A 25,171-nucleotide genomic window follows, 5' to 3' on the forward strand; every position below is an offset into this window, starting at 1 on the left:
AGGGGCAGGAGACCAAACAATGACAGATCACGCATTGGCGGCGGCGAAGGAGCGGCCCTCTTCCTGGAAGAGATTCGGAACGATGCGGGAGGCGGGGCTGATCGCCATCATTCTCGCACTGTGCGTACTCATGAGTTTCGCCTCTCCACACTTTCTGACGCTCGGCAATTTCAGGGCCATGCTGATGTCCTTCTCGGTGGAAGGCATCGTTGTGGTCGGCATGACCATCCTTCTGATCGTCGGCGGTATCGATCTTTCCGTCGGGTCCGTCGTCTGTTTCTCGATGGTGCTGTCGGGCTCATTGTTTCTCATGGGCCTCGATCCGTGGAGCGCGTCGCTGATCGGAATTCTCGCGAGCGCGCTGATCGGTTGCGCGATGGGTTTCTTTGTCACGATCATCGGGCTCAACCATTTCATCACATCACTCGCGGCGATGGTCATCGTGCGTGGGGTCTGCCTGATCATCACAAAGGGAACGCCGCTCTCGCTGTTCACGCTGCCACCGTCGTTCAAGGCGATCGGGCAGGGAACCTTCTACGGGGTGCCTTACGTCATCCTGATCTTCGTGGCGGTCGTTGCCATCTTCGATTTTCTGCTGCGCCGGGCGACCGCCTTCCGCAAGGTTTTCTATACCGGCAGCAATGAAAAGGCAGCGCTCTATTCCGGGATCAAGACAGACCAGGTGAAGTTCTGGGTGACGGTTCTCTGCGCCACGCTGTCAGGTGTCGCCGGCGTCATCTACATGTCGCGCTTTGGTGCGGCCACCCCGACCTTCGGCGTCGGCATGGAGCTTAACATCATCGCGGCAGCTGTTATCGGCGGTGCATCTCTCAGCGGCGGTTCCGGGACGATCCTGGGCGCTATCCTCGGCATTGCGCTTCTTTCGGTCGTCACCAGCTCGCTGATCCTGCTCGATGTCTCGGTTTACTGGCAGGACATGATCAAGGGCTGCATTCTGCTGGCGGCGGTTTCCATCGACCATTTCCTTCACAAGCGGAAGGCTATCTGACATGCGGATTGCAAAACCGAAATCTCCCGCCGCACCGCGCGAAGAAATCGTCATTGCGCGGCAGATGCATCAAGCTCTTGTGCTGCACTTTCTTGAAGGACTGACGCAGGCGCAAATCGCCGACCGGCTTGGCATCTCGCATGCCACCGTCAACCGGCTGATCAAGCGCGGGCGCCAGCTCGGCCTCGTTGAAATCAAGATCAAATCGCCGGTCGAGCCGTTGGTCGACATGGAAGAACAGCTTCTGGCGCTCGGCGGCATCAGCCGTGCCATCGTGGTGCCGACCGTCTCCGACAATCCGCAGACGGCTTTGCAGGCGGTTGGCGAGGCGGCAGCACGTCTGCTTCTGGAGCAGATTGCCGACGGGGACACGATATGCATCACCGGTGGCAAGGGCGTCAGCGCTGTCGTTGCCGGTCTTCAGGCGCCGCGCCGTTTCGACGTCGAAGTCATTCCGGCAACGGGATGTGTGCAGGGCAAGCACTATACCGATGTGAACCACGTCTCGACGATGATGGCGGATAGGCTGGGTGGCCGGTCATACCAGATCCACGCGCCTCTCTTTGCCGATAGCGCAGCCGAGCGCGGCATGCTGATCAACATGCGTTCGGTTGCCGATGTCTTCAAAAGGGCGCGTGAGGCCAAGGTGGCGATCGTCGGCATCGGCTCGATCCTCTCCGACGACTCCAGCTATTACGATCTCCATCCGTCTTCCAGCACCGACCGCGCCGCGATCGAGCGCTCGGGTGCCTCATGCGAACTGCTTGCTCACTTGCTCGATGACGCAGGCGATATCTGCGACTACAGCCTCAACCGTTCTCTCGTGTCGCTGACGCTGCCGGAATTCGCGTCGATCCCGACGAAGATCGGCGTGGCAAGCGGGCCGAACAAGGCGGGTCCTATCCTCAGCGTCATGCGCGGCCACCATCTCGATACGCTGGTCACCGACGAGGCAACCGGTGCACGCGTTCTGGCGCTTGCAAGCTCGGAAGGACGACGCGCATGAGCGGGCAGCAATTGATACGCGAAATCGGATCTTCGGGCGTCGCCGCCTCGGCGGTCGGCCTTGGCACCTGGGCTATCGGTGGCTGGATGTGGGGCGGCACGGACGAGGCGGAATCGATCTCCGCGATCCAGGCCTCGCTCGACGCCGGTGTGACCTTGATTGACACGGCGCCGGCCTATGGTCTCGGCCGGTCGGAAGAAATCGTTGGCAAGGCGCTCGCCGGCCGCCGCGACAAGGCGGTCATCGCAACGAAGTGCGGCCTGGTCTGGCATACGGACAAGGGAAAGCATTTCTTCGATCAGGACGGCAAGCCTGTTCACCGCTATCTCGGCCGGGATGCGATTTTCCATGAAGTCGAAGAGAGCCTGCGCCGCCTCGGCACCAACTATATCGACCTCTACATCACCCATTGGCAGGACCCGACGACGCCGATCGAAGAAACGATGCGGGCGCTCGAAGACCTGAAAACATCGGGCAAGATCCGCGCGATCGGCGCCAGCAACGTCAGCGCCGACGAACTCAAGGCTTACATCTCCGCCGGTGGCCTGGATGCCATCCAGGAGCGTTTCAGCATCATCGACAGGGAGATCGAGGCCGATCTGTTGCCGCTGACCGGCGCAAACGGCATCGCGACGCTGAGCTATTCTTCTCTGGCGCTTGGCCTACTGTCCGGCGCGATTGGGCCTGAGCGGGTCTTTTCCGGGGATGACCAACGGCGGGACAATCCGCGTTTCTCTGTGGCTAACCGCGAGAAGGCGCTGGCTTTTGCCACGGCCATCCGGCCGGTCGCCGACAAGCACAGGGCCAGCATCGCGCAGACGGTCATCGCCTGGACGCTTGCCCAGCCCGGCGTCACTTTCGCGCTTTGCGGCGCCCGCAATCCGGCACAGGCGATCGACAATGCCCGGGCCGGAACCATACGGCTGGACGCGGAAGATCAGTCGGCCATCGACGCAGCCATCTCAGCGAAACTGACCGATATGGACAGGTAACGGATCGCCATCATGAATCGTGAAGAGACGTTGGACGGGCTTCGCCAAAGCCCGAAAGTGGACGTGTGTGTCATTGGCGGCGGTATCAACGGCATCAGCGTCTTCCGGGAGTTGGCGCTGCAGGGCGTCAATGTGCTTCTCGTCGAGAGGCACGACTACTGCTCGGGTGCGAGCGCGGCGTTGTCACGCATGGTGCATGGCGGCCTTCGCTACCTGGAGAATGGCGAATTCAAGCTGGTGCAGGAATCGCTGATGGAGCGTGACCGGCTGCTGCGCAACGCCCCGCACTATGTTGCCCCTCTGCCGACGACCGTGCCGGTTTTCGATATCTTCTCGGGGCTCGGCAACGGCATCGTCCGCTTCCTGGGATTGACCCGCCGGCCAAGCCGCCGCGGCGCTGTTGCGATCAAGGCGGGGCTCAGCATCTATGACTTCCTGATCCGCGAGCGGGCCATGATGCCGTTCCACCAGTTTCGCAGCCGGCGGGCCACTCTCGCCCGGTGGCCGGCGCTCAATCCTGATATCCGAAGCTCCGCAACTTACTACGACGCCTGGGTGAGCCACCCGGAGCGGCTTGGCATCGAACTGCTGGAAGACGGATTGTCGGCGCAACCACAGGCGCGTGCATTGAACTACGCGGAGATCACCGGGAAAGACGGCGGCTATGCCCTCCGCGACAGTATCGACGGCAGGTCGGTGGCGATCGAGCCGTCACTCATCATCAACGCAACGGGCGGATGGATCGACATTACCAACAACACGCTCCTTACGCCGGATGCCCGCCCGGCACCTCTGATGGGAGGAACCAAGGGCTCGCATCTCATCATCGACAATACGGCTCTCTACGATGCGCTTGCCGGCCACATGATCTACTACGAAAACGAGGATGGCCGGATTTGCATCCTGTTTCCCTATCTGGGCAAGGTGCTGGTCGGCTCCACTGATATTCGCGTCGAAGACCCGGAACCGGTGCGCTGCGAGGCCGACGAGCGCGACTATATCCTCCAGTCGCTTGCCTTCGTCCTGCCGGGGATCGAGATCCGGCTGGAAGAGATCAGCTTTCAGTTCTCCGGCGTGCGGCCGCTGCCGGCGAGCACGGACAGTTTCACCGGCCGAATCCCACGCGATCATTTCTGCACGGTCATCGACGCCGATGACGGTGGTGCGGCGGTGGTGTGCATGATCGGCGGCAAATGGACGACGTTCCGGTCCTTCGGCGAACTGGCAGCAGACATCGCGCTGGAACGGCTGGGCAGGCAGCGGCAGATCTCGACCGCTGACCGGGCAATCGGCGGCGGGCGGAGATTTCCACTCGATCGTGCAGCCTGGATCGCTGAAGCCGCGGCGGGAAAAGGGCTCCCCGCGGCGCGCATGGCAGCGCTTTTTTCTCGCTACGGCACAGAGGCGGAGGCGATCGCGAGCTTCATCGCAGCCGCACCCGATGCAAGCATGCCGCATGCAGACTACTCGGCGCGCGAACTGCTTTTCCTTATCCGCAACGAAGCGGTCGAACGGCTGGACGATGTGCTTCTCAGGCGAACGACGCTTGCCATAAGCGGCAACCTGTCCCTGCAAATGGTGGATGCCGTGCTCGATCTTCTTGCAACCGAGAGATCCTGGACACCGGCGCAGCGCGAGGCCGAACGCGCCCGCTTTCTCACCCTCTTGCGCGAACGTCACGGCGTTGCCGAAAGCACACTTTTCGAACGGAATGAACAAAGGAGCATGGAATGCGAAACAACAGCAAAGTCCGGATGAACAGACTGTTCGGTGGTGGCCGTTGCCTGGACGTGGCGATCGATCATGGAGTGTGCAACGAGCCGTCGTTTCTGAGCGGCTTGGAAGACATGCAAACGGTGGTCAAGGCTCTGGTCGATGCGGCACCCGATGCAATCCAGATGAATTACGGCCAGGCCGACCTGCTGCAGGATGTTGCGGGCAAGGACAAGCCGGCGCTGGTCATGCGCGTCGATATGGGCAATCCGTACAACAGCACGCGCCACCGCCACATGTGGGCCGTGCTGCAGAACGAGGCGGAACCTCTGATCGGCGCCATCGAGATGGACGCGGCCTGTGTCGTCGTCAATCTGTTCATGCTGCCGGATGAGCCGGATCTGTTCCGCCAATGTGTCCAGAACATCGCCCGCATCCGTGCGGATTGCGACAAATACGGCATGCCGCTGATGATCGAACCGCTGGTGATGCAGCCGGTCGACAAGGCCGGCGGCTATATGGTGGACGGTGACGCCGACAAGATCGTCACCCTGACCCGCCTTGCCCGTGAGATGGGAGCCGATATCGTCAAGGCAGACCCGACGACCAATGCCGAGGATTATCACCGGGTTGTCGAGGCGGCGCGGTGCCCGGTGCTGGTGCGTGGCGGCGGCAAGGAAGACCTTCGTGCCGTCTTTGGCAAATCGGCGGCCTTGATGCGGCAGGGCGCGGTCGGCATGGTCTATGGGCGCAACATCTATCAGCACGCCAACCCCAGCGCGGTTGTTCGAGGATTGATGGCGATCGTGCATGACGATGCTGGCGGCGAAGATGCCTTCGAGCTTTATCAGCGCGGCTAAGAGTGAACAAGAACCTTGGGAGGGGTTCCGCATGGCACGTTATCTACTGGGGCTGGACGCCGGCAACACGGTCATCAAGGCCGTGATTTTCGACACGGAGGGCAATGAAATTGCCGCCGCATCCGCGGAGGGACACAGCCGCATGCCCCATCCCGGCCACGTAGAGCGTGGGCTCGACGAACTCTGGTCGAATGCCCGCAAGGTCATTCGCCGCTGCATTGAGCAGGCCGCCATCGAACCCGGGGATATTGCCGGCGTCGGCTGTGCCGGTCATGGAAACGGCCTCTATGCACTGGATCGGGGCGGAGAGCCGCTGCTCGGCATCCAATCGCTCGATACGCGAGCCGCTGCTCTAGTGGAGGAATGGCAGTCGCAAGGCGTCGGCGATCGGACACATCCGATCGCCCGGCAGAGTCCCTGGCCATCGCAGACGCCAACCTTGCTGGCCTGGCTGAAGCGTCACCGGCCGGACCTGTTCAATCGTATCGGCACGGTTTTCCTCTCCAAGGATTTCGTCGTCAACCGGCTGACCGGCCGTCGTGTCAGCGATGTGTCCGATATGTCCGGAGCTGGCCTGCTCAATCTTGCCGAGCGTCGCTATGACGCCGCACTAATGGAGGCCTACGGTCTTGGTGACCACATGGATCTCCTGCCGCCGCTGATCGAAAGTGCGGATATCGCCGGTACGGTGACTGAAGAAGTCTCCCGGCAAACGGGACTTGCCACGGGCACGCCTGTGGTCGGCGGGCTGTTCGATGTGGTCGCGTCGGCCCTCGGTTCTGGCGTGTCGCGCACCGGCAGTGCGTCGATCATCGCAGGTACCTGGAGTATCAATCAGGTTATCATTGGCGGTCCTGACCTCGACGGGCCGGTCTTCATGTCATCGACCTTCGATCGCACCCGCTACATGGCGATGGAGAACAGTGCTACCTCAGCTGCCAATCTCGAATGGCTGGTCAAGGAGTTCTTCGAGGGCGATCACTCAGCGGCCAGTTCGCCATTTGACGCATGCTGCGCGCTGGCTGGGGCGATCGATCCGGCCGCAGACGATCCGCTCTACCACCCCTATCTCTATGGTGCTCAGCAGGACGGCCATGCGCGCGCCGGATTCTACGGCATTGCGGGTTGGCATAGCAAAGGCCATCTGGTGCGCGCCGTGCTCGAAGGTGTCGCGTTCGGTCACCGTCAGCATATCGAGACGATCCGGAAGGCAGGCGCAGTCTTCAACGAAGCGGTGCTGTCAGGGGGTGGATCGCGAAGCCTCATCTGGCCACAGATCTTCGCCGATGTGCTTGGCGTTCCCGTCACCGTTGCCCGCTCGCGTGAGACCGGCGCACTTGGCGCTGCGATCGCGGCCGGCACCGGCGTCGGTCTTTTCGCAGACTTTGAAGCAGGTGCCGAAGTAATGGTCCGCGTTGAGCGGCACTACCGGCCGGACACCACGCTGGAAGCGCATTATGCACGACGCTACGCGCTCTACACCGACATCGCCGAGGCGATGGCGCCCCTTTGGCGGCGGCTGACGGCAGTCCCTCCTGCTTCGGCGGAGGCCGCGGCTTGACCATGCACAGAGATGAGACGCCGGTTGATGCAGGAACCTATGACTTCATAATTGTTGGCGCTGGATCGGCAGGGTGTGTCTTGGCAAACCGGCTGTCGGCCAATCCAAACAATCGCGTTCTGCTTCTGGAAGCGGGCGGAAGTGACCGTTACCACTGGGTCCATATTCCGATCGGATACCTCTTCTGCATGGGTAATCCGCGGACGGATTGGATGATGACGACGATGCCGGAGACTGGCCTCAACGGGCGTTCGCTTCCCTATCCGCGCGGCAAGCTTCTCGGCGGCTGCTCCTCGATCAACGGAATGATCTACATGCGCGGCCAGGCCGCCGACTATGATGGGTGGCGTCAGGCGGGCAATGCCGGTTGGGGCTGGGACGACGTCCTTCCATATTTCCGCAAGTCGGAAGACAACTACCGGGGAAGTTCCGAAATCCACGGCGCGGGCGGTGAATGGCGGGTGGAGCGTCAGCGCCTCTCATGGCCCGTTCTCGATGCCTTTCGGGATGCGGCCGAGGAACTCGGCATTCCAAAGACGGATGATTTCAATGGGGGCGACAACGAGGGCTCCGGTTATTTCGAGGTCAACCAGCGGGGTGGGATGCGCTGGAACACCACAAAGGCCTTCCTCCGGCCCGCCATGAGACGCCCCAATCTCCGCGTCCTGACCGCGGCGGAAACGGAAAAACTCCAGTTCGACGGCCGGCGGGTCACCGGCGTCCGCTTCCGGTCGAACGGTAAAATGCATCATGCGCAAGCTTGCCGCGAGGTCATCCTTTCCGCCGGCGCGATCAACTCGCCGAAGATATTGGAGCTCTCCGGGATCGGCAGACCCGGTGTTCTTCAATCGGCCGGAATCGATGTGGTTCACCCGCTTGATGGCGTCGGCGAAAACCTGCAGGACCACCTGCAAATCCGCACGGTCTTCCGTATCGAAGGCGCAAGAACGCTGAACCAGCTCTATCACAACCTTCTTTCCCGCGCGGGAATGGGGTTGGAATATGCACTGCGCCGCTCCGGCCCTCTTTCCATGGCCCCGAGCCAGCTCGGCATCTTCGCAAAAAGCGATCCGTCGCTGGCAACCGCGGATCTTGAGTATCACGTTCAGCCGCTCAGCACCGACAGGCTCGGCGAGCCGCTGCATCGCTTCCCTGCCGTCACGGTCTCTGTGTGTAACCTCCGCCCCGAAAGCCGCGGCACGGTCCATATCTCAAGGCCAGACACGTCGGCAGTTCCGGATATAAGGCCAAACTATCTCTCGACCGCCGGCGACCGTATCGTTGCGGCGAGATCGATCCGTCATGCCCGCAGTCTGATGCAGGCCAAGGCAGTGTCGCGCTTCGCGCCCAAGGAGATGCTGCCGGGCGCAGAGTTTCAGAGTGACGAAGACCTGATCCAGAGAGCGGGCGATATAGCGACGACGATTTTTCATCCGGTTGGAACGTGCAGGATGGGAAGCGATGAGCATGCAGTCGTGGATCAGGAATTGCGTGTCAGAGGGATTGTGGGGCTGAGGGTCGTTGATGCGTCTGTCATGCCGACGATTGTGTCGGGCAATACCAATTCACCTGTCATTATGATCGCCGAGAAGGCCGCCGACATGATTGCCAATTAGCCGGGCTGGCGTGTTTCGGCACCGCCCGAGACATTGAGCCACGCCAGGCAAACATCACGCGTGCTTCTTGCCATCAACGATGGTTTGCCGAATGTATCGGACATCGCCCTGGAGCCTGAATTGATCGTCCGAGGCAGCACCCGATAGAGATAGCTTCGGGAGAACTGCGCCTTCCGCGAAGCTATTCGGCTCGCCGCCTTTACCGATATGTCCGGCAAATTAGAAAAATAATTTAGCGGGTGGGAACGCGAAGGAATTAATAGCCTATCAAATTTCTAGATTTCATCGAATTTTATGTCGCGTTCCGATGCTTCCGACGGCCGATCCTTAGCCATCGCAAATGGAACCGAGGAGGAATTCGGTGGCACGACAGATCAGATTGGGCGCGTTTCTACCTGGCGGTGGCCAGCATATTGCTTCGTGGCGGCACCCGGATCAGCCGGTCGATGGCGCAACCAACTTCCAGTTTCATATCAAGCTCGCGCAAGAAGCCGAGCGCGGTCTGTTCGATGCCTATTTCCTGGCTGACGGGCTCGCGGTTGCCTTTGGCGGCGGCATCGAAGGCGGAAACGCAAGGGTCGTCGGATTTGAACCCGTGACACTTTTCTCCGCTCTTGCGCCGTTTACCAAGCATCTGGGCTTCATCGCCACGGCTTCGACGACCTATGAAGAGCCATATTCGGTGGCCCGCAAGTTCGCCTCGCTTGATCTGATTTCCGGCGGACGAGCGGGATGGAACGTCGTCACGACAGCGACGGAAGCAGCAGCCCGGAATTTCAACCGGGACCAGCAGCTTCCCCATGCCGCACGCTACCGCCGCGCAGCCGAGCACGTGAGTGTCGTCAAGAAGCTCTGGGAAAGCTTCGAGGACGATGCCTTCATCCGCGATCGCGAAAGCGGTGTCTATTTCGACGTGAACAAGGTGCATCGCACAGATCACCGCGGCGAGCATTTCAAGGTCGAGGGACCGCTGAATGTCAGCCGCTCCTCGCAGGGTCACCCGGTCATCGTTCAGGCGGGCCAGTCCGACGACGGCCGCGACCTTGCCGCGGCTACCGCCGAGGTGATTTTCACCGCCCACCAGAAGCTCGATACCGCGCAAGAGTTCTATCGCGACATCAAGGCCCGTGCCCGGGCGCATGGACGCAATCCAGCTCATGTTCTGGTCATGCCGGGCGTCTCGCCATTTGTCGGCCGGACGGAAGCCGAAGCGCGCGAAAAATACGAACGTCTGACGAGCTTGATCATCGAGGAAGACGGTCTTGCGCTCATCAACGCCTTGAGTGGCGGCGAGCTTGATCTTGCCGGCGCCGATCTCGATGGCCCACTCCCGCCAGCGCCGCCGACGGAAGGGATGAAAAGCCGCCAGGACTTGATCCGCCGCATCGCCGACGAAAACAACTTCTCGATCCGGCAACTTTACCAGTGGATCGCCTCGGCAAGGGGACACTACACGATCGTCGGCTCGGCCGTGCAGATTGCCGACACGCTTCAGGAATGGTTCGAAAATGAAGGCGCGGACGGCTTCAACATCCTGCCGCCGTGGCTGCCCACTGGCCTGACAGACTTCGTCGATCTGGTGATCCCGGAGCTGCAGCGCAGAGGCCTGTTCCGCACCGCCTACGAGGGAAACACGCTCCGCGGCAATCTTGGCCTTCCTTTCCCGCATACCCGCTGGGCAAGCGCAGCGTCTGAAGCCGCAGAATAGCAAAAAGCCAACAAGGAGATATGCAGATGGCAATCAATGATGACCAGCCAGCCGTATTGCAGGGCTTTCAGGCCGGAGCTTTCTGGCGGGAAGGGGCAGGCAGAGAGTTTCTGTCTTTCACCGGAAACATCTTCTCACGCTGGGGGCTTCTCATCGCATTCGCCGTCTTCTGGCAGATCGCACCGTCAATGGGCTGGACCAACAAGGCCGTCCTGCCGCCGCTCAGCATCATTGTCCAGGCGCTCTGGAACGGAATTGCCGCTGGTACCTTCTCGAATGATATCCTGATCAGCCTGCAACGGGCCGGTATCGCCTTCGGAGCGGCGGCTGCCGTCGGTATCCCGCTCGGGCTGTTCATGGGGCAGATCCGCGTCATCGAGCGCGCTCTCGACCCGATCCTCCAGCTTTTTCGCCAGACCTCTGCGCTTGCGCTCTATCCTGTCTTCATTCTGCTGCTCGGGCTTGGCGAAGCGTCGAAGATCTTCGTCATTTTCTGGGCGACGCTGTTCCCGATCCTCCTGTCGACGATCGGCGGGGTGAAGCAGGTTGATCCCAAGCTCCTCGAAATGGCACGCGTTTATGGCGCCGGCCGGTTGACCATCTTCCGCCGCGTCGTGCTGCCGGCTGCATTGCCCCAGATTTTCGTCGGGCTGCGCCTTTCCGCCACGACGGCCCTCCTGCTCTTGATTGCTGCGGAGATGATCGGCGCGAATTCCGGCGTCGGTTTCCAGGTCATGAATGCGCAATACAACTTCCAGATCCCGATGATGTTTGCCGCGATCCTGCTTCTGGCACTGCTCGGGCTATCCGCGAACTTCGTCCTCGAACGCCTGCAGGCCCGGCTTTGCCGTTGGACCAGGGTCAAGAACTGAAACGCATGCTTCTCAGCCCGACAAAGCGCTGATCCACCAAAACTCAGGAGATTGTAATGCACATTCTGCGCCGTTCCGGCGGTCACGCCCTCGCGCTCACCGCCGGCCTCTTTCTTGCCGCTTCCACCAGTTTCGCTGCTGCTGCCGAACCGGAGCAGGTGACGATCCGGTTCCTTGCCAGCCAGGGTGGCCTTGCTGCCCACGAGCTGGCGGATGCGCTGGGCTACTTCAACGGCACCGGCATCACGCTCAAGAATGTCGGTTACGCGCAGGGCGGTCCGGCATCGCTCTTTGCACTCGCCTCCGGCGATGTCGAGCTCGGCAGCGCTGCGACGGCAGCCGTTTTGAATTCGGTCGCCAGCGGCAATGATTTCATCGCGGCCTATGCTTCGAACGGCATCAACAAGACGACTGAAAGCATTTTCTACACGCTTGAGGGAAGCCCGATCCATTCGATCAAGGATCTTGCCGGCAAGACGATCGCCGTCAACACGCTTGGTGCGCATCTGGACTACACGGTCCGTGAGGCGCTCCATTCGGTCGGCCTTCCCGAGAATGCCGCAAAGCTCGTCGTCGTGCCGGGCCCGCAGCTCGAGCAGGTCCTTCGCTCGAAGCAGGTTGATATCTCCGCGTTCGGCTATTGGCAGAAGACCTTCGAAGGCGCTGCCCTGAAGAATGGCCCGCTGCAGAAGGTCTTCGGGGATACCGACGTTCTCGGCGAAATCGCCGGCGGCTTCGTCGTTCTGCGCCGCGATTGGATCAAGGAGCATCCGCAGGCTGCCAAGGTCTTCGTCGAAAAATCCGAAGCGGCCCTCGAATATGCGCGCCTGCATCCCGAAGAGACGAAAGCCGTCATCGCAAAGGTGCTCGCTTCGCGCGGTGAGAATGCCGATATCGCCCAGTATTTCACCGGCTACGGTGTGCGCGAAGGTGGCAAGGCGGTGACCCGCGATCTGCAGTTCTGGATCGACATCCTGGCACGCGGCGGCGTTCTTCAGCCGGGCCAGCTCAAGGCCGGGGATATTCTCTACAATCCTGCCAACTTCGCAGTCGCGAACTGAGGAGATAAGCGATGAGCATCGCCGAACCGGCAGTCCGTGGCGAAGTCACGATCCGAAACCTCTCGAAATCCTATTCGATCAAGGGCCGTCGTCTCGACGTGCTTCAGGGCGTCAGCAATCACATTCGCGCTGGGGAAAGTCTTGCGATCGTCGGTGCATCAGGGTCGGGCAAGACAACGCTGCTTCGGGTGCTTGCGGGGCTTGAGGATGCCGATCGCGGCGAGGTTCTGATAGACAGGCAGCCGGTTCGCGGTGTTGGCCGCGACCGGGCGGTTATCTTTCAGGAACCGCGGCTGCTGCCTTGGCTGAGCGTGCTCGACAATGTCGCCTTTCCGCTGGAAAATCGTGGGCTAGGCAAGTCGGAAGCCCGTGCAAGCGCCAGGCATTACATCAAGCTTGTCGGCCTCAGCGACTTTGCCGATGCCCTGCCATCGCAGCTTTCGGGCGGCATGGCGCAACGCGTCGGCATCGCGCGGGCGCTTGCCGTCAAGCCCGAGATCCTGCTGCTGGACGAGCCGTTCGGAGCGCTCGATGCGATGACGAAAATCACCATGCAGGAGGAGCTGGCGCGCATCTGGCGCGAAGAGCGGGTGACGATGATCCTCGTTACGCATGATCTCGAGGAAGCCGTCTATTTGGCCGACAGGGTGCTGATCCTGCCCAAGGACAAAGGCGGGCGGACGCGCGAGATCGAGGTCGATCTTCCAAGGCCGCGAAACCGCAGCGAGCCGCGCTTCGTGCGGCTGCGCGAACAATTGCTGAATGAATTTGGCCTGCATTGATGGCGCGCCGCAAGCGCGTTTGAAGGGAGACTTTTATGCCTAGACGTGACCGCCAAATGAGCCTCGGTGCTTTCCTGCTGTATACGGGACATCATGTTGCCGCATGGCGCCACCCAGGCGCATCCGACAGCACCCGCTTCCGGGACTTTGCGCAATTCGCACGCATCGCCGAAGATGCCAAGTTCGATGCTGTCTTCCTTGCAGATGGCGTCAGCGCCCGTATCAACGATGCGGCGGCCGCGAGCCGCAAGGCTCATTCCGGGTTCTATCCCTTCGAACCCGTCACGTTGCTATCGGCCTTGTCGGCGGTCACGAGCCGGATCGGCTTGGTGGCGACGGCATCCACCTCTTTCTCCGATCCCTACAACCTTGCGCGGCAGTTTGCGTCGCTCGATCATCTTTCGGATGGCCGGGCAGGGTGGAACCTCGTCACCTCTGCGGATCAGGGCGCCGCCTTCAACTTCAGCCGCGACGCCATCATTGCACATGCCGATCGTTATCGGCGAGCTGAAGAGTTCGTCGATGTCGTGACCGGCCTGTGGGATAGTACCGATGATGACGCCTTCAGCCGCGACCGGGAGAACGGGATCTATTTCGATCCCGGCAAAGTCCGCGCGCTTGACCACCGCGGCACCTTCTTCCAGGTGCGCGGACCGCTGAATATTCCCCGACCTCCTCAGGGACGGCCTGTCGTCATCCAGGCGGGCTCCTCCGAGCCGGGCAAAGAGCTTGCGGCACGAACGGCAGAAGCGGTTTTTACAGCACAGCAGACATTGGCGGGCTCGGTTGCCTTCTATAGCGATCTGAAGGGGCGTCTCTCGAAATACGGGCGCTCCGCGGATGACCTCAAGATTCTGCCCGGAGTTTTCCCCGTCGTCGGAAAGACCAGGCAGGAAGCGAGCGACAAGTTCGAGCAGTTGCAAAGCCTTCTTGAGCCGTCTGTCGGGCTGGACATGCTCGCCGATCTTGCGGGCGTGGAGGACATAAGGACGATGCCGGTCGATCTGTTGATATCGGATCTGCCGGAGACCGAGGGCGGGAAGAGCCGGAGGGCGCTTTTCCTCGAGCTTGCGGCTCGCGAGAACCTGACGCTTCGTCAGCTTTACGAGCGCGTGGCGGGCGCCCGCGGCCACTGGCAGATTGTCGGTTCCGCCAAGGAAATCGCCGACGAATTGGAGGAGCGTTTCGTCAACCATGGGGCCGACGGTTTCAATATCATGTCACCGGCGCTGCCCTGGGGCCTGTCGGACTTCGTGGGGCTCGTCGTCCCGGAACTGCGCCGCCGCGGCCTCTTCAGGCAGGAATATCAGGGGCATACGTTGAGGGATCATCTCGGTCTTTCCCGGCCAGGCTTGCAGCAGGGCGCACTTCCGAAGGTGGCGGCCGAGTGATGTGAGGGCCCGCGCGCTACGGCGATCGCTTCGGATGCCGTGCGGGAAACGCGGCGCCCGTTCTCAGTGAATGGACGTATCGTGCTCGGAACGCCGGCCGTAACGGCGCAGAGCTTGGCCTAAAAGCTCCACCATTTCCATTTCGCCGCATTGCCGCGCCAGATCATGCGCCTGCAGGCAATGCCAGAAGAGCCTCTCCGATGGCATCGGCTGGCCGATTGACGGGTAGACAATGCCCGCATAGTGCGAGGGCGTGCCGTTCGCGTCTCGAAAGCATCGCCCGAATGCCGAGACGCCGACCTCCGTGGCATCCGGCCGCACGATCCGGTAGTCGCGCTGGTAAGCTTCGCCCGTGACGATCGCTTCGTGAATGGCCTTGGCAACATCTGGTCTGTCGTCCTCGCGGATGCGGTCGAGAAACCGGACGATCGGCAGACCACGCTCGGCTTCGCGCGAATCCAGCCCAAAGAGATCGGCCAACGCGGCATCTGCATAGACAGTGTCGTCGCTCAGCTGCCACATGAATATCCCGGCATCGGCGGACCGCGCTGCAGTGTCTTCGGTCATATAGTCGTTCATCCGGCCGCCGCCCCAAACTGAAACATTTTACGGTCCTTTAATCTCATCTGCGGAATCGTTTTGCTATCCCGAGAAATCGGGATGCGGGCAAATATTTCAAAGCGTTAGCTTTCTAACATTGATCGGCATTGCGACGCCTGTTCGGAGTTCGGCCTTCACACAATTGGTGCATTAAACTGCACATTGTCGGCGTCCTCCGGCGTTCGGGATACGGTTTCCGGTCAAAAGGGGCGTTCTTCCACATCAGGGCAGCCGCCACGCAGCAGAGATGCCACTGATCTGGTACAGCTTCGGAACGGCTCCTGCAGCCGAGACCGTGCGAAAGCGCGGCTATGCAACAGATCTGCAGGAGCTAGAGAACGGCGTCTGCTGTGTTGCGGCTCCCATTCGCGGCCGGTCAGGCGATGTCGCCGGCGCGATTTCCGCCTCGGCGGTGGAACTGCGGATGACGCCCGAGCGCATCGCGTTTCTTGGGCCGGAGCTTTCCAAGGTTGCAACCGATATTTCCCATCGGCTGGGCTGGCGCTCTCCCGATCAGGGCAATCGCGGCCATTCCGAATTCAACGACGTTTTCAGCGACTGAGGGCAGCTCGCCCCGTTCTCGATCTCATGGTCAGATCCGCGCGACGGCACGCAGCTCTTCGGCGGTCGTGACGGGAAAGCCGAAGAATTCGAGATAGGCCGGAATCTGCTCGAAGAGCATGTCGGTGCCGACCTGGAATTTGCAGCCTCTGTCGCGCGCGGCGTCAAGGAACGGCGTGATCTCGGCTTTCATCACGACTTCGCCGACGAAGGTTTCCGGCGATAGACGCGAGACATCGACGGGCAGCGGATCGCCCTTGCGCATGCCAAGCGGCGTCGCGTTGACGACGATGTCGAAACCATCGGGATCATTCGATCCTGACGTTACCGCCGTTTGCGGATAGTGTGCGTTCAACCGGGCCTTCAATCCATTCAACGCTGTCTCGCTGGCGTCGTGAAGCGCAATGTGCTTTACACCCGCGGCGGCAAGGGACGCGGCAATCGCCGATCCGACGCCGCCGGTACCGACGATCAGGACGCTTGTGCCTTTGACCCGCTGGCCCTTGCGGACCAATCCACGGACGAAACCTTCACCATCGAACATGTCGCCGATCAGCTGGCCGTCAGCGCCGAGCTTCACCGCATTGCAGGATCCGGCCACCTTCGCATTTGTCGAGATCTCGTCGAGCAGGCCCATCGTCGTGGTCTTGTGCGGCATGGTGACGAGGGCGCCATGGATATTGGAGAGGCGGAAGACCAGCTTCAGAAAATCGGGATAGTCCTGCGCCTTGCAGCCCATCGGCACGACGACGGCATCGATGCCGTGCTTGTCGAAATAAGGATTGTAAATCAGCGGCGCCTTGAAGGTTTCCGTGGGGTAGCCGAGATGGGCAATCAATCGGGTCGTGCCGCTGATCATGACAACCGTTCCTTCTCGCGCCGTGCATCGGCCTTGAGGTGAACGGTCATCCCTGAACGCGCCGATGCCTTGATCGCTTCGATGACGCGCAGTGTCTCCAGACCTTCCCGTCCGCTGACGAGTGGATTGGCGTTGCCACAGATGACGTCGCAGAAGTGATTGAGCTGAGCGGCAAGTGGCTCGACGGCATCGAAGGGCAGGCGCTCCTTGACGAGGCGTTCCAGCCAGTTCGCGGCCCCGGCGTTTGTCCAGAGCGTCATTTGCGGAATGGAGAGCGAGCCGGCGGTGCCGCCGATCTGATAGCATATCTGATCCTGCCGGGGATAAGACGGGTTCTCACCCGCCGTCATTTCCCAACTCCAGGGTGATGCTGCAGCGTCCGACACGTTGAACGTGGCGAGGACGCCGCTTTCGAAGCGCATCACCACGACAGCCGTGTCTTCGACCGGATACCCACGTGCCGAACTTGACTGCATGGCGTGTACACTTTCGACATTCCCGAAGAAGTACCGGAAGAGATCGACGTCATGGATCATGTTGATGAGGATCGGGCCGCCGCCTTCTTCGCGCCGCCACTGAACGGTGAAGTAGTCTTCCGGCTTGGCAACCCAGAAGGTGCCCTGCGCCGTCAGCACCTTGCCGAGCCGTCCCGTCTCCAGAGCGGCTTTGACGGCTTGAACCATGGGGTTATGGCGGCGGTGATGACCGACGAGGATCGGCACACCTGCGGCCTCCGCCGAGGTAACGATGATTTCGGCGCCAGCGGCATCGTCGGCGATAGGCTTTTCGATGAGCGCCGGCAGTCCTGCTCGAACCGCTTCAAGGGTATTTTCGACATGCAACTGGTTCGGTGTCGCGATAACAACGCCGTCGAGCGAGCCGCCTGCGAGCGCTGCGGCAAGCGAAGGAAACCATGGCGCCTTCTTCCCTGCCGCATATTCGCGGGCCGCGTCCGTTGGATCGATGATCGCGGCAAGTGCCGTGCGCCGTTCGGCGCCGATCGCCTCGATATGGCGCTTGCCGATCAGGCCCGCGCCCATGACCGCGATTTTCAGGGATGCCGTCTGCTGGTGGGTCGCCATTGCACTCGAACCTAGTTACGCAGGATTTCGCCAAGAAACTGGCGGGTGCGCTCGTGGCGCGGATTGGTGAAGAACTCGGCCGGGTGCGCCTCCTCGACGATCGCGCCGCTGGCCATGAAGATGACCCGGTCGGCGACCTGCCGCGCGAAGCCCATTTCATGGGTCACGCAGATCATCGTCATGCCCTCTTCGGCGAGACTGATCATCGTATCGAGCACTTCCTTGACCATTTCCGGGTCAAGCGCCGAGGTTGGCTCGTCGAACAGCATCACCTTCGGGCGCATGCACAGCGCCCGGGCGATCGCCACACGCTGCTGCTGGCCGCCGGAAAGCTGGACCGGATATTTGTTGGCCTGCTCGAGGATCTTCACTCTGGCGAGCAGCGAGCGGGCGCGTTCCTCGGCTTCGGCCTTTCCTGCGCCAAGCGCCCGCATCGGTGCCAGCATGCAGTTTTCGAGCACCGTCAGATGCGGGAAGAGATTGAACTGCTGGAAAACCATGCCGACTTCGCGGCGGATCGCATCGATCGCCTTGGCCTGGTTGCCAAGCAGGATGCCGCCAACGCGGATCTCGCCTTTTTCGTAGCTCTCCAGATGGTTGATGCAGCGGATCAAGGTCGATTTGCCGCTACCCGAGGGGCCGCAGAGCACGATCCGCTCGCCGGTGCGTACCGACATGTTGATGTCGTGCAGCGCCTGAAATGCGCCGTACCATTTCTCCACGTGGCTCATGGTGATCATGGTTTCGGTCGATGATGTGGAAAGGCTGGTCATGGTCTGGTTCCCATCGCGGCGGTCAGCGGGCGGCAGAGGCGGCGAAGCGCCTTTCAAGCCGCGCACCAAGGATCGTCAGCGGGCAGCACATCAGGAAATACAGCGCGCCGACGATGCCGAAGACGGTCAGCGGCTCAAAGATCTGGTTGGAGATCATGTTGCCGGCGCGGGTGAGCTCGGTGAAACCGACGATCGAGGCGAGCGACGTTCCCTTGATCAGCTGTACGAGGAAGCCGACGGTGGCGGGGAGCGAGATACGGATCGCCTGCGGCAGGATCACGTCCTTCATCCGCGACATATATTTGAGGCTGAGGGCCTTTGCCGCCTCGGTCTGGCCGCGCGGTACGGCATCGATGGAGCCGCGCCAGATTTCGCCGAGATAAGCACTGGCATGGAGCGTCAGGCCGATGGCGACCGCCAGCCAGGCGTCGAGCTTCAGCCCGATAAGGGCGAGGCCGTAATAGACGACGAAAAGCTGCATCAGCAGGGGGGTGCCCTGGAAAACGGCGATATAACCGGCCGTCGCCCGTTCCAGCAGCGGGATCTGCGACGTGCGCGCCAGCGCCACGCCGAGCCCGGCGATGCCGCCGCAGACGAAGCCGATGGCCGAAAGAAGAACGGTCCATTTCAGGCCGATCAGGAGGAAGACGAATTCTTCTCTGCCCATGGTTGCCTCCTACTTGACCGGATAGGTGAAATAGCGGGCCGAAAACAGCGCGAAGAGGCGCATCATCAGCCAGGAGATGACGAGGTAGAAAAGCGTCACCGTGAAATAGACCTCGAAGCTTCGGAAGCTGTCCGACTCGATGCGCTGGGCGACGGATGTCAGTTCATAGGCCGAGATCGCCGAAACGATGCTGGTCGAGAGCGTCAGTAGCACGAACTGGCTGGTCAGCGACGGGAAAATCGCCCGCAATGCCGGCTTCAGGATGATAAGACGGAAGACCTGTGCCTTATGCAGGCCAAGCGCCAGCCCGGCCTCCATCTGGCCCTTGGGCACCGATTGCACGCCGCCCCTGATGATCTCGATCGCGTAGGCGCCGCCATTGATGCCGAGCGCAATGATCGCCGTCGGCGTCGGATCGAGCCGGATGCCGGCAAGCGGCAGGGCGAAATAGAGGAAGAAGATCTGCACCAGAAACGGCGTGTTGCGGATCAGCTCGACAAAACCAATGATCAGCCAGCGGACCGGTTTCAGCGGGGAATCCCTCAGTGCCACGCCGCCAATGCCGATGACGATTGCGAGCAGCATGCCGCAGATCGCCAGGAGAAACGTGCCGAGGCAGCCAAGCAGGAGGCTCGGAAGTCCATCGATGACAGGCGTAAAATCCAGCTGGTAGTTCATGTTTTCGCCGCTCCCACCATACCTGCCATAGCATCGATGGCGAGTTCATAGCCGCGGGCGCCGAAACCGATCATGATGGCGGTGGCGATGCGCGACACGAGGGACTTGTGGTAGATTTCCTCGCGGGCATGGACATTGGAAATATGCAGCTCGATCTTCGGCGGATCGAAGGTTTTCAAGGCGTCGAGAAGTGCGATCGAGGTGAATGTATAGGCCGCCGGATTGATAATGATACCGCAGGCTTCCTTGCGGGCCTGATGGATGCTTTCCACCAGTTCCCCTTCGAAATTGGTCTGGCGGAAATCGACCTCGAAACCCAGGCTCGTTGCCTTGGAGAGGCACATCTGCCGGATATCGGCGAGCGTTGTTGAGCCATAAATGCTGGGCTCGCGTTCACCGAGCAGGTTCAAGTTCGGTCCGTTGAGGACGAAGATGGTCTTGGTCATGTCGCGAATCTCAAACGGGATAGATTTCGGGCGCAGGGCCGGATTGGCGGGCATCGCGATGCCCGCCTTGGGTTTGGATAGTTGCGAGCTTTTGGCTCAGTTGACGGCGAACGGAATGCCTTCGAGCTTCTCCGGGAATTCCGGTACCGGCACCTTCATCCACTTGTCGTAGATTTTCTTCAGCTCGCCATTGGCCTTGATCTTGTCGACGAAGGCGTTGATCGAGGCGTTGATTTCCTTCTCGCCAAGGCGGGTGCAGGCGCCGTTGTAGAGCTTCTGGAATTCAAGCTTGTTCTCGAATTCGCCCGGGCGGGCCTTCTCGACGCGATCCATGTAGAAGATGTTGCCGCCGAGGGCCTGCACCTGGCCGGAGACCAGCGCCTGGACGCTCGGTGCATCGCCATCGAAGCGGCGGATGGTTGCCGTCGTCGGGGCGTTCTTGGTCACCTGCGTGTCCTGTGCAGCGCCTTTGGCTACGCCGATCGTCAGGTTTGCCATGTCGTCGTTGGTTTTGATCGACATCGTTTTCGGCGCGATCAGAACGATGGCATTGGCGACATAGGGCTTGGAGAACTGGACGGCCTTGGCGCGGTCCGGCAGCATTGCCATGGTGGCGAACAGCACGTCCACGCGGCCGGTCGTCAGGGCCGGAATGCGGTTATTGACCTCGAGCGGCACGAATTCGACCTCGACGCCGAGTTCCTTGGCATAGAGCGCGGCGATGTCGGCGTCGAGACCATCCTGCTTGCCGGCGCTGGTGACGAAGCCCCAGGGCGGATTGTCGCCCTGAATGCCGACGATCAGCTTTCCGCGCGCCTTGATTTCGTCCGGTGTGATGGCGGCTGCCGGGTTCGCGAGCCCGATCGCGGTCACGAGAGCCGCTGCTCCCAGCATCGCATTACGGCGTGTCAGCATCGATTTGAACATGTGTTTCCTCCTCCGTTAGCCGGCCGTCCGACTGCAGCAGTCATCCTCTCCCCGACCGTATGCCGCCATAATTGCCAGAGGCGCGATTTCAAATCAACCTATTTTTCATAAAACCTATGATGATTCATAATTCACCAACTGAATTGAAATCCTCACGACATTCTGCATAATGCCTATAGCCGATTTCCGCGGATACCTGCGTAGCCGCCCATCCGGCGGCACAGCATGAAAGGATTCCAGATATGAAGACCTCGAGTGCCACCGTGAGCATCAGCGGCGAGTTGCCCGAAAAGCTCGAGGCCATCGCCAAGGCTGGTTTCGACGGCGTGGAGATTTTTGAGAACGACTTTCTGGCCTATGACAGCAGCCCTGCCGAGGTCGGCCGCATGGCGAGAGACCTCGGTCTGGAGATCACGCTGTTTCAGCCTTTCCGCGACTTCGAGGGCATGCCGGAGCCACTGCGCGGCCGGACATTCGATCGCGCCGAGCGCAAGTTCGATGTGATGCAGGAACTCGGAACAGACCTCGTGCTCGTCTGCTCCAATGTGTCGTCCGTAGCCCTTGGCGGCATCGACCGTGCCGCCGCCGATTTCCATGAGCTCGGAGAGCGCGCGGCGCGAAGAGGGCTGAAGGTCGGCTACGAAGCACTTGCCTGGGGCCGCTTCATCAACGACCATCGCGACGCCTGGGAAATCGTGCGCCGCGCCAATCATCCCAATATCGGGTTGATCCTGGACAGCTTCCACTCGCTGTCGCGCAAGATCGATGTCAATTCGATCCGTTCCATCCCGCCGGAAAAGATATTCATCGTCCAGCTCGCCGATGCACCGCTGATCGACATGGATCTGCTCTATTGGAGCCGTCATTTCCGCAACATGCCGGGAGAGGGCGATCTGCCGGTCTCGGCCTTTGCCGAGGCGGTCGCCGCAACCGGCTATGATGGCTATTTTTCGCTGGAGATCTTCAACGACCAGTTCCGTGGCGGTTCGACGCGCGAAATCGCGGCCGATGGCCACCGCTCGCTGATCTATCTCGGTGACCAGGTCAGCCGGAGCACCAAGACAGCAATCGGGGCCTCCATGCCGCCGCGTGCCCCCGCCGAAGGGATCGGTTTCATCGAGTTCGCGACCGACGAGGACGAGGCCGGCGAACTCGAGGACCTGCTCAAGGCGCTTGGTTTCCGCAAGGCGGGCGTGCATCGCTCCAAGAGGGTAAGCCTTTACCAGCAGGGCGCGATCCGCATTCTCGTGAATGTCGATCCGGCCGGTTTCGCCAACGCCGCCTATGCTGTGCATGGCACTTTTGCTTACGCAATGGCACTGGTTGTCGATGATGCCGACGCGGCCTACAGGCGGGCGCTGGCGCTGGATGCCGAGCCTTTCCGCCAGACCGTTGCCGGAGGCGAGCTGGAAATCCCAGCCATTCGCGGTGTCGGTGGGGGGCTGATCTATCTGATCGACGGCAAGAGTCCGCTCGGCCATTTTTCCGAAATCGATTTCGAACCGGTGGAGGACGATGGCAATGCGGATGCAGGGCTTCTCGATGTCGATCACATTGCGCAGACCGTTTCCTACGACGAGATGCTGACCTGGATGCTGTTCTACACCTCGATCTTCGAGACCCGGAAAACGCCGATGGTCGATATCATCGATCCCGGCGGCGTGGTGCGCAGCCAGGTCATCGAAAATGCCAGCGGATCGCTTCGCATCACCATGAACGGCGCTGAAAATCGCAGAACGCTTGCCGGTCACTTCATCGCGGAGAAATTCGGCTCAGGCATCCAGCATCTGGCCTTCTCGACAGCCGATATCTTCGCCACCGCCAAAGCCCTGCGTGAAAAGGGCTTCAAAGCCTTGCACATCTCGCCCAACTACTACGATGACGTCGAGGCCCGCTTCGGGCTCGATCCCGATCTCAGCGAACGGCTGAAGGCAGAAAACATCCTTTATGATCGCGACGACGAGGGTGAGTATTTCCAGCTCTACAGCGGGACCTACGGGGAGGGGTTCTTCTTCGAGATCGTCGAGCGCCGTGGCTATCGCGGCTACGGCGCGCCGAACGCGATCTTCCGGATTGCGGCGCTGAAGAAGCAGATGCGGCCGGACGGCATCCCGAAGGACGCCTTCTGACTGCCATCGCTAGGCGATGCGGCCGCTTTTCACCACATGTTCAACGCCGCTCAATATGTGGCGGCGGATAACGGCGCGGGCGCCCTCGACGTCCCGCTTCAGCGCGAGTTCGAAGAGGAGCCTGTGATCGTCGACAACCGCTTTGCCGCGAAAACTCTGAGCCAGCATATGATAGCGCAGGAAACGGTCGAAGACGGAGGACAGCGTCTCCATCAGCGTCGCCGAATTACAGGCGGAGACGATCGCCTGATGAAACTCCCAATCGTAGCGGACCCAGTCGATCGTGCGCGAGGCGTCGCCGGCAAGCAGCCTCTTTTCGGCGGCCGCAAGCTTGTGGTGCGCGGCGACGATGCGCCCTTCCCATTCGAGATTCCCCGCGGCAAATGACAGGCCGATGGCATGGGTCTCCAGCACAGTGCGAAGATCGGCGAGTTCCTCCAACTCCTTGAGCGAAGCGGGGCTGACTTCGAAGCCGCGCTGGCCTTCGGCGAGCACCAGGTTTTCGGTGGTCAGGCGGCTCAGGATCTCGCGCAGCGACGACACACTGATCGAATAGTGCTCCTTGGCCTGCTCCAGCTTGATCTTCGCACCCGGCGCCAATGTCCCGGAGATGATATCCTGACGAATTTGCCGGGAGACGACGTCGCTGACAGTCTCGGAATGTTCACCGGTCACTTTGAGCATTGATTCCTCTACGTCCCGCACCATCGTGCGTGGAATACATTATCCTGCCGATAGGCGAATGGTCGCCAGTGAACCCTTGCTCAGCGCATGCTCGACGCCCTGCTGAATATGCCGCTGCAATATTCTCTTCGCCGTCGTGATGTCGCGCTGAAGAGCGGCCTCCAGCAGTTGCTTGTGCTCTTCTTCCGCAACGCCGCCGCGATAGGACAATGCCACCATCTGATATCGCAGATATTTGTCGAACACCGCCGAATGTGTTTCCATCAGCAGGCGCGATCCGCAGGCCGAGATCAGAGCCTGGTGAAACTCCCAGTCGTAGCGCTTCCAGTCTTCCGCCCTACTGGTATCGCCCGAGGCCATCACCTCTTCCATGCGCGCCAGCTTGTAATGGGCCGAGACCAGCCGCGCTTCCCATTCGACATCGCCCTGTTCGAAGGCCTGCTCCAGCGCGTGCTCCTCGAGAAGCAGACGCAGCGCTGCGGTCTCTCTCAGGTCGGCGACCGAAACACGCGCGACTTCGAAGCCGCGCTGCCCCTCGGCAACGACGAGGCCTTCCGATGTCAGGCGGTTGAGAATCTCTCTCAGTGTGCTGACGCTGGTTTGGTAGGCGATTCTCAGATTTTCAAGCTTGAGCTTCTGCCCCGGAGAAAGCCGCCCGAAAATGATATCCGCCCTTATTTGCCGATAGCCGCTCTCTGCGACGGTCTCGTTTGAGATTTCGTTCAACGGCCATTACCTCTGATATTCCCATTTTCTTCATATATAACGGAATAAGTATGCCGTATTCAACAAGCGAAAACGCGATTGGCGGCCGTTCTGCGGGTACTGAACCCTGATTGCCGAACCAGGGTGGCGCGCTGCGCGTCTTGACGGCCGGGATATTAGCGTCGTAACTGCATCCGACGGTTCCCGGAGGAAGTCTCCGACGGGATTAATAGGGAACACGGTGCGGACGACCCAAAAGGGACCAAGACCGTGGCTGCCCCCGCAACTGTAAGCGGATTGCCGATCATCACGGGAGACCAGCCTGCTGGATGTCTCCCTTGGGCCGCAAGGCCATGCCACTGCGATGTTATCGCGGGAAGGCAGATGAGAGGCGAATATTCGCGAGCCAGGAGACCTGCCGTCAAACACGATCCAATCAGCCGGGCGGGGATGCCTGGAAAGGAACAGACATGTTTGACCTGACCCTTC

At 60.9% G+C, this 25,171-nt stretch carries 24 protein-coding genes and 1 riboswitch; of the genes, 14 read left to right on the top strand and 10 right to left on the bottom strand.

All coding sequences use genetic code 11. The annotated features are described in order from the left end of the window. Positions 1-19: 19 nt before the first annotated feature. The 12 genes from AC1DJO_RS21775 (at position 20) to AC1DJO_RS21830 (ending at position 14,571) form a co-directional block, all read left to right on the top strand. On the top strand, positions 20-1,009 hold the full coding sequence (locus AC1DJO_RS21775) for an ABC transporter permease (protein ID WP_112390048.1): 990 nt from the start codon (positions 20-22) through the stop codon (positions 1,007-1,009). Between the two features lies 1 nt (position 1,010). Beyond that, positions 1,011-2,015 carry a sugar-binding transcriptional regulator gene (locus tag AC1DJO_RS21780; protein WP_112390047.1) on the top strand — a complete coding sequence of 335 codons (1,005 nt, stop codon included), beginning with the start codon at positions 1,011-1,013 and terminating at the stop codon, positions 2,013-2,015. Further along, positions 2,012-3,007, top strand: coding sequence for an aldo/keto reductase (locus AC1DJO_RS21785; protein WP_112390046.1), 996 nt, complete (start codon positions 2,012-2,014; stop codon positions 3,005-3,007). The genes AC1DJO_RS21780 and AC1DJO_RS21785 overlap by 4 nt, the downstream gene beginning before the upstream one ends. A 12-nt stretch (positions 3,008-3,019) precedes the next feature. Beyond that, positions 3,020-4,765: a glycerol-3-phosphate dehydrogenase/oxidase gene (locus AC1DJO_RS21790; protein WP_112390045.1), complete on the top strand. Its 1,746-nt coding sequence runs from the start codon at positions 3,020-3,022 to the stop codon at positions 4,763-4,765. Then, positions 4,738-5,580, top strand: coding sequence for a class I fructose-bisphosphate aldolase (locus tag AC1DJO_RS21795; protein WP_477831556.1), 843 nt, complete (start codon positions 4,738-4,740; stop codon positions 5,578-5,580). Before AC1DJO_RS21790 ends, AC1DJO_RS21795 begins: the two co-directional genes overlap by 28 nt. Positions 5,581-5,611: 31 nt before the next feature. Then, positions 5,612-7,141: an FGGY-family carbohydrate kinase gene (locus tag AC1DJO_RS21800; RefSeq protein ID WP_477972839.1), complete on the top strand. Its 1,530-nt coding sequence runs from the start codon at positions 5,612-5,614 to the stop codon at positions 7,139-7,141. 2 nt (positions 7,142-7,143) lie between these two features. Next, a complete protein-coding gene (locus tag AC1DJO_RS21805) occupies positions 7,144-8,757 on the top strand; it encodes a GMC family oxidoreductase (protein WP_112390042.1) in 1,614 nt (537 codons plus the stop codon). 361 nt (positions 8,758-9,118) lie between these two features. Continuing rightward, positions 9,119-10,465 carry an LLM class flavin-dependent oxidoreductase gene (locus AC1DJO_RS21810; protein ID WP_477972841.1) on the top strand — a complete coding sequence of 449 codons (1,347 nt, stop codon included), beginning with the start codon at positions 9,119-9,121 and terminating at the stop codon, positions 10,463-10,465. Positions 10,466-10,491: 26 nt separating this feature from the next. After that, entirely contained in the window at positions 10,492-11,337 is an 846-nt protein-coding gene (locus AC1DJO_RS21815) for an ABC transporter permease (protein ID WP_112390040.1), read from the top strand. A gap of 56 nt (positions 11,338-11,393) precedes the next feature. Beyond that, complete coding sequence (locus AC1DJO_RS21820; protein ID WP_112390039.1) at positions 11,394-12,398, top strand: ABC transporter substrate-binding protein; 1,005 nt, start codon at positions 11,394-11,396, stop codon at positions 12,396-12,398. An 11-nt stretch (positions 12,399-12,409) separates the two neighbouring features. Continuing rightward, the gene (locus AC1DJO_RS21825) at positions 12,410-13,180 is read left to right on the top strand and encodes an ABC transporter ATP-binding protein (RefSeq protein ID WP_112390038.1); all 771 of its coding nucleotides are present in this window, start codon (positions 12,410-12,412) and stop codon (positions 13,178-13,180) included. A 35-nt stretch (positions 13,181-13,215) separates the two neighbouring features. Next, positions 13,216-14,571, top strand: a complete 1,356-nt coding sequence (locus tag AC1DJO_RS21830; protein ID WP_112390037.1) for an LLM class flavin-dependent oxidoreductase — start codon at positions 13,216-13,218, stop codon at positions 14,569-14,571. 63 nt (positions 14,572-14,634) lie between these two features. Here AC1DJO_RS21830 and AC1DJO_RS21835 read toward each other — a convergent pair whose 3' ends face one another. Beyond that, positions 14,635-15,150 (bottom strand): PAS domain-containing protein, encoded by a 516-nt coding sequence (locus AC1DJO_RS21835; protein ID WP_112390036.1) that lies wholly within the window; start codon positions 15,148-15,150, stop codon positions 14,635-14,637. Between the two features lie 268 nt (positions 15,151-15,418). On the opposite strand from AC1DJO_RS21835, the gene AC1DJO_RS21840 reads away from it, so the two are divergent. Further along, positions 15,419-15,733, top strand: coding sequence for an IclR family transcriptional regulator domain-containing protein (locus tag AC1DJO_RS21840; RefSeq protein ID WP_112390035.1), 315 nt, complete (start codon positions 15,419-15,421; stop codon positions 15,731-15,733). Between the two features lie 30 nt (positions 15,734-15,763). Here the strand turns inward: AC1DJO_RS21840 and AC1DJO_RS21845 are convergent, their stop codons facing one another. The 7 genes from AC1DJO_RS21845 to AC1DJO_RS21875 all read right to left on the bottom strand — a co-directional run bounded on the left by AC1DJO_RS21845 (position 15,764) and on the right by AC1DJO_RS21875 (position 21,164). Then, positions 15,764-16,591 (bottom strand): shikimate dehydrogenase family protein, encoded by an 828-nt coding sequence (locus AC1DJO_RS21845; RefSeq protein WP_112390034.1) that lies wholly within the window; start codon positions 16,589-16,591, stop codon positions 15,764-15,766. After that, positions 16,588-17,673 (bottom strand): Gfo/Idh/MocA family protein, encoded by a 1,086-nt coding sequence (locus AC1DJO_RS21850; RefSeq protein WP_310301265.1) that lies wholly within the window; start codon positions 17,671-17,673, stop codon positions 16,588-16,590. Before AC1DJO_RS21850 ends, AC1DJO_RS21845 begins: the two co-directional genes overlap by 4 nt. An 11-nt stretch (positions 17,674-17,684) precedes the next feature. Then, positions 17,685-18,413, bottom strand: a complete 729-nt coding sequence (locus tag AC1DJO_RS21855) for an amino acid ABC transporter ATP-binding protein (RefSeq protein WP_112390091.1) — start codon at positions 18,411-18,413, stop codon at positions 17,685-17,687. Between the two features lie 55 nt (positions 18,414-18,468). Beyond that, positions 18,469-19,113 (bottom strand): amino acid ABC transporter permease, encoded by a 645-nt coding sequence (locus tag AC1DJO_RS21860; protein ID WP_112390033.1) that lies wholly within the window; start codon positions 19,111-19,113, stop codon positions 18,469-18,471. A gap of 9 nt (positions 19,114-19,122) precedes the next feature. After that, positions 19,123-19,791 carry an amino acid ABC transporter permease gene (locus tag AC1DJO_RS21865; protein ID WP_112390032.1) on the bottom strand — a complete coding sequence of 223 codons (669 nt, stop codon included), beginning with the start codon at positions 19,789-19,791 and terminating at the stop codon, positions 19,123-19,125. Continuing rightward, a complete protein-coding gene (gene aroQ, locus AC1DJO_RS21870) occupies positions 19,788-20,237 on the bottom strand; it encodes a type II 3-dehydroquinate dehydratase (RefSeq protein ID WP_112390090.1) in 450 nt (149 codons plus the stop codon). Before aroQ ends, AC1DJO_RS21865 begins: the two co-directional genes overlap by 4 nt. 96 nt (positions 20,238-20,333) lie before the next feature. Continuing rightward, on the bottom strand, positions 20,334-21,164 hold the full coding sequence (locus AC1DJO_RS21875; protein ID WP_112390031.1) for a transporter substrate-binding domain-containing protein: 831 nt from the start codon (positions 21,162-21,164) through the stop codon (positions 20,334-20,336). 242 nt (positions 21,165-21,406) lie between these two features. Here AC1DJO_RS21875 and AC1DJO_RS21880 point away from each other — a divergent pair, with 242 nt between their 5' ends. Next, positions 21,407-23,293, top strand: a complete 1,887-nt coding sequence (locus tag AC1DJO_RS21880; protein WP_477972843.1) for a bifunctional sugar phosphate isomerase/epimerase/4-hydroxyphenylpyruvate dioxygenase family protein — start codon at positions 21,407-21,409, stop codon at positions 23,291-23,293. Between the two features lie 9 nt (positions 23,294-23,302). Here the strand turns inward: AC1DJO_RS21880 and AC1DJO_RS21885 are convergent, their stop codons facing one another. Continuing rightward, the gene (locus AC1DJO_RS21885) at positions 23,303-23,977 is read right to left on the bottom strand and encodes a GntR family transcriptional regulator (protein WP_112390029.1); all 675 of its coding nucleotides are present in this window, start codon (positions 23,975-23,977) and stop codon (positions 23,303-23,305) included. 39 nt (positions 23,978-24,016) lie between these two features. Continuing rightward, positions 24,017-24,703, bottom strand: coding sequence for a GntR family transcriptional regulator (locus AC1DJO_RS21890; protein ID WP_112390028.1), 687 nt, complete (start codon positions 24,701-24,703; stop codon positions 24,017-24,019). Positions 24,704-24,863: 160 nt separating this feature from the next. Next, a riboswitch (cobalamin riboswitch) is annotated at positions 24,864-25,119 on the top strand. Positions 25,120-25,171: the final 52 nt, after the last annotated feature.

The sequence above is a fragment of the Rhizobium sp. 05N430 genome, from assembly GCF_056396985.1.

Excerpts from the sequence above, each read along its gene's own strand:
- AC1DJO_RS21775 (WP_112390048.1), top strand. The coding sequence starts at position 20 with ATGACAGATCACGCATTGGCGGCGGCGAAGGAGCGGCCCTCTTCCTGG.
- AC1DJO_RS21780 (WP_112390047.1), top strand. The coding sequence starts at position 1,011 with ATGCGGATTGCAAAACCGAAATCTCCCGCCGCACCGCGCGAAGAAATC.
- AC1DJO_RS21785 (WP_112390046.1), top strand. The coding sequence starts at position 2,012 with ATGAGCGGGCAGCAATTGATACGCGAAATCGGATCTTCGGGCGTCGCC.
- AC1DJO_RS21790 (WP_112390045.1), top strand. The coding sequence starts at position 3,020 with ATGAATCGTGAAGAGACGTTGGACGGGCTTCGCCAAAGCCCGAAAGTG.
- AC1DJO_RS21795 (WP_477831556.1), top strand. The coding sequence starts at position 4,738 with ATGCGAAACAACAGCAAAGTCCGGATGAACAGACTGTTCGGTGGTGGC.
- AC1DJO_RS21800 (WP_477972839.1), top strand. The coding sequence starts at position 5,612 with ATGGCACGTTATCTACTGGGGCTGGACGCCGGCAACACGGTCATCAAG.
- AC1DJO_RS21805 (WP_112390042.1), top strand. The coding sequence starts at position 7,144 with ATGCACAGAGATGAGACGCCGGTTGATGCAGGAACCTATGACTTCATA.
- AC1DJO_RS21815 (WP_112390040.1), top strand. The coding sequence starts at position 10,492 with ATGGCAATCAATGATGACCAGCCAGCCGTATTGCAGGGCTTTCAGGCC.
- AC1DJO_RS21820 (WP_112390039.1), top strand. The coding sequence starts at position 11,394 with ATGCACATTCTGCGCCGTTCCGGCGGTCACGCCCTCGCGCTCACCGCC.
- AC1DJO_RS21825 (WP_112390038.1), top strand. The coding sequence starts at position 12,410 with ATGAGCATCGCCGAACCGGCAGTCCGTGGCGAAGTCACGATCCGAAAC.
- AC1DJO_RS21830 (WP_112390037.1), top strand. The coding sequence starts at position 13,216 with ATGCCTAGACGTGACCGCCAAATGAGCCTCGGTGCTTTCCTGCTGTAT.
- AC1DJO_RS21835 (WP_112390036.1), bottom strand. The coding sequence starts at position 15,150 with ATGAACGACTATATGACCGAAGACACTGCAGCGCGGTCCGCCGATGCC.
- AC1DJO_RS21840 (WP_112390035.1), top strand. The coding sequence starts at position 15,419 with ATGCCACTGATCTGGTACAGCTTCGGAACGGCTCCTGCAGCCGAGACC.
- AC1DJO_RS21845 (WP_112390034.1), bottom strand. The coding sequence starts at position 16,591 with ATGATCAGCGGCACGACCCGATTGATTGCCCATCTCGGCTACCCCACG.
- AC1DJO_RS21850 (WP_310301265.1), bottom strand. The coding sequence starts at position 17,673 with ATGGCGACCCACCAGCAGACGGCATCCCTGAAAATCGCGGTCATGGGC.
- AC1DJO_RS21855 (WP_112390091.1), bottom strand. The coding sequence starts at position 18,413 with ATGATCACCATGAGCCACGTGGAGAAATGGTACGGCGCATTTCAGGCG.
- AC1DJO_RS21860 (WP_112390033.1), bottom strand. The coding sequence starts at position 19,113 with ATGGGCAGAGAAGAATTCGTCTTCCTCCTGATCGGCCTGAAATGGACC.
- AC1DJO_RS21865 (WP_112390032.1), bottom strand. The coding sequence starts at position 19,791 with ATGAACTACCAGCTGGATTTTACGCCTGTCATCGATGGACTTCCGAGC.
- aroQ (WP_112390090.1), bottom strand. The coding sequence starts at position 20,237 with ATGACCAAGACCATCTTCGTCCTCAACGGACCGAACTTGAACCTGCTC.
- AC1DJO_RS21875 (WP_112390031.1), bottom strand. The coding sequence starts at position 21,164 with ATGTTCAAATCGATGCTGACACGCCGTAATGCGATGCTGGGAGCAGCG.
- AC1DJO_RS21880 (WP_477972843.1), top strand. The coding sequence starts at position 21,407 with ATGAAGACCTCGAGTGCCACCGTGAGCATCAGCGGCGAGTTGCCCGAA.
- AC1DJO_RS21885 (WP_112390029.1), bottom strand. The coding sequence starts at position 23,977 with ATGCTCAAAGTGACCGGTGAACATTCCGAGACTGTCAGCGACGTCGTC.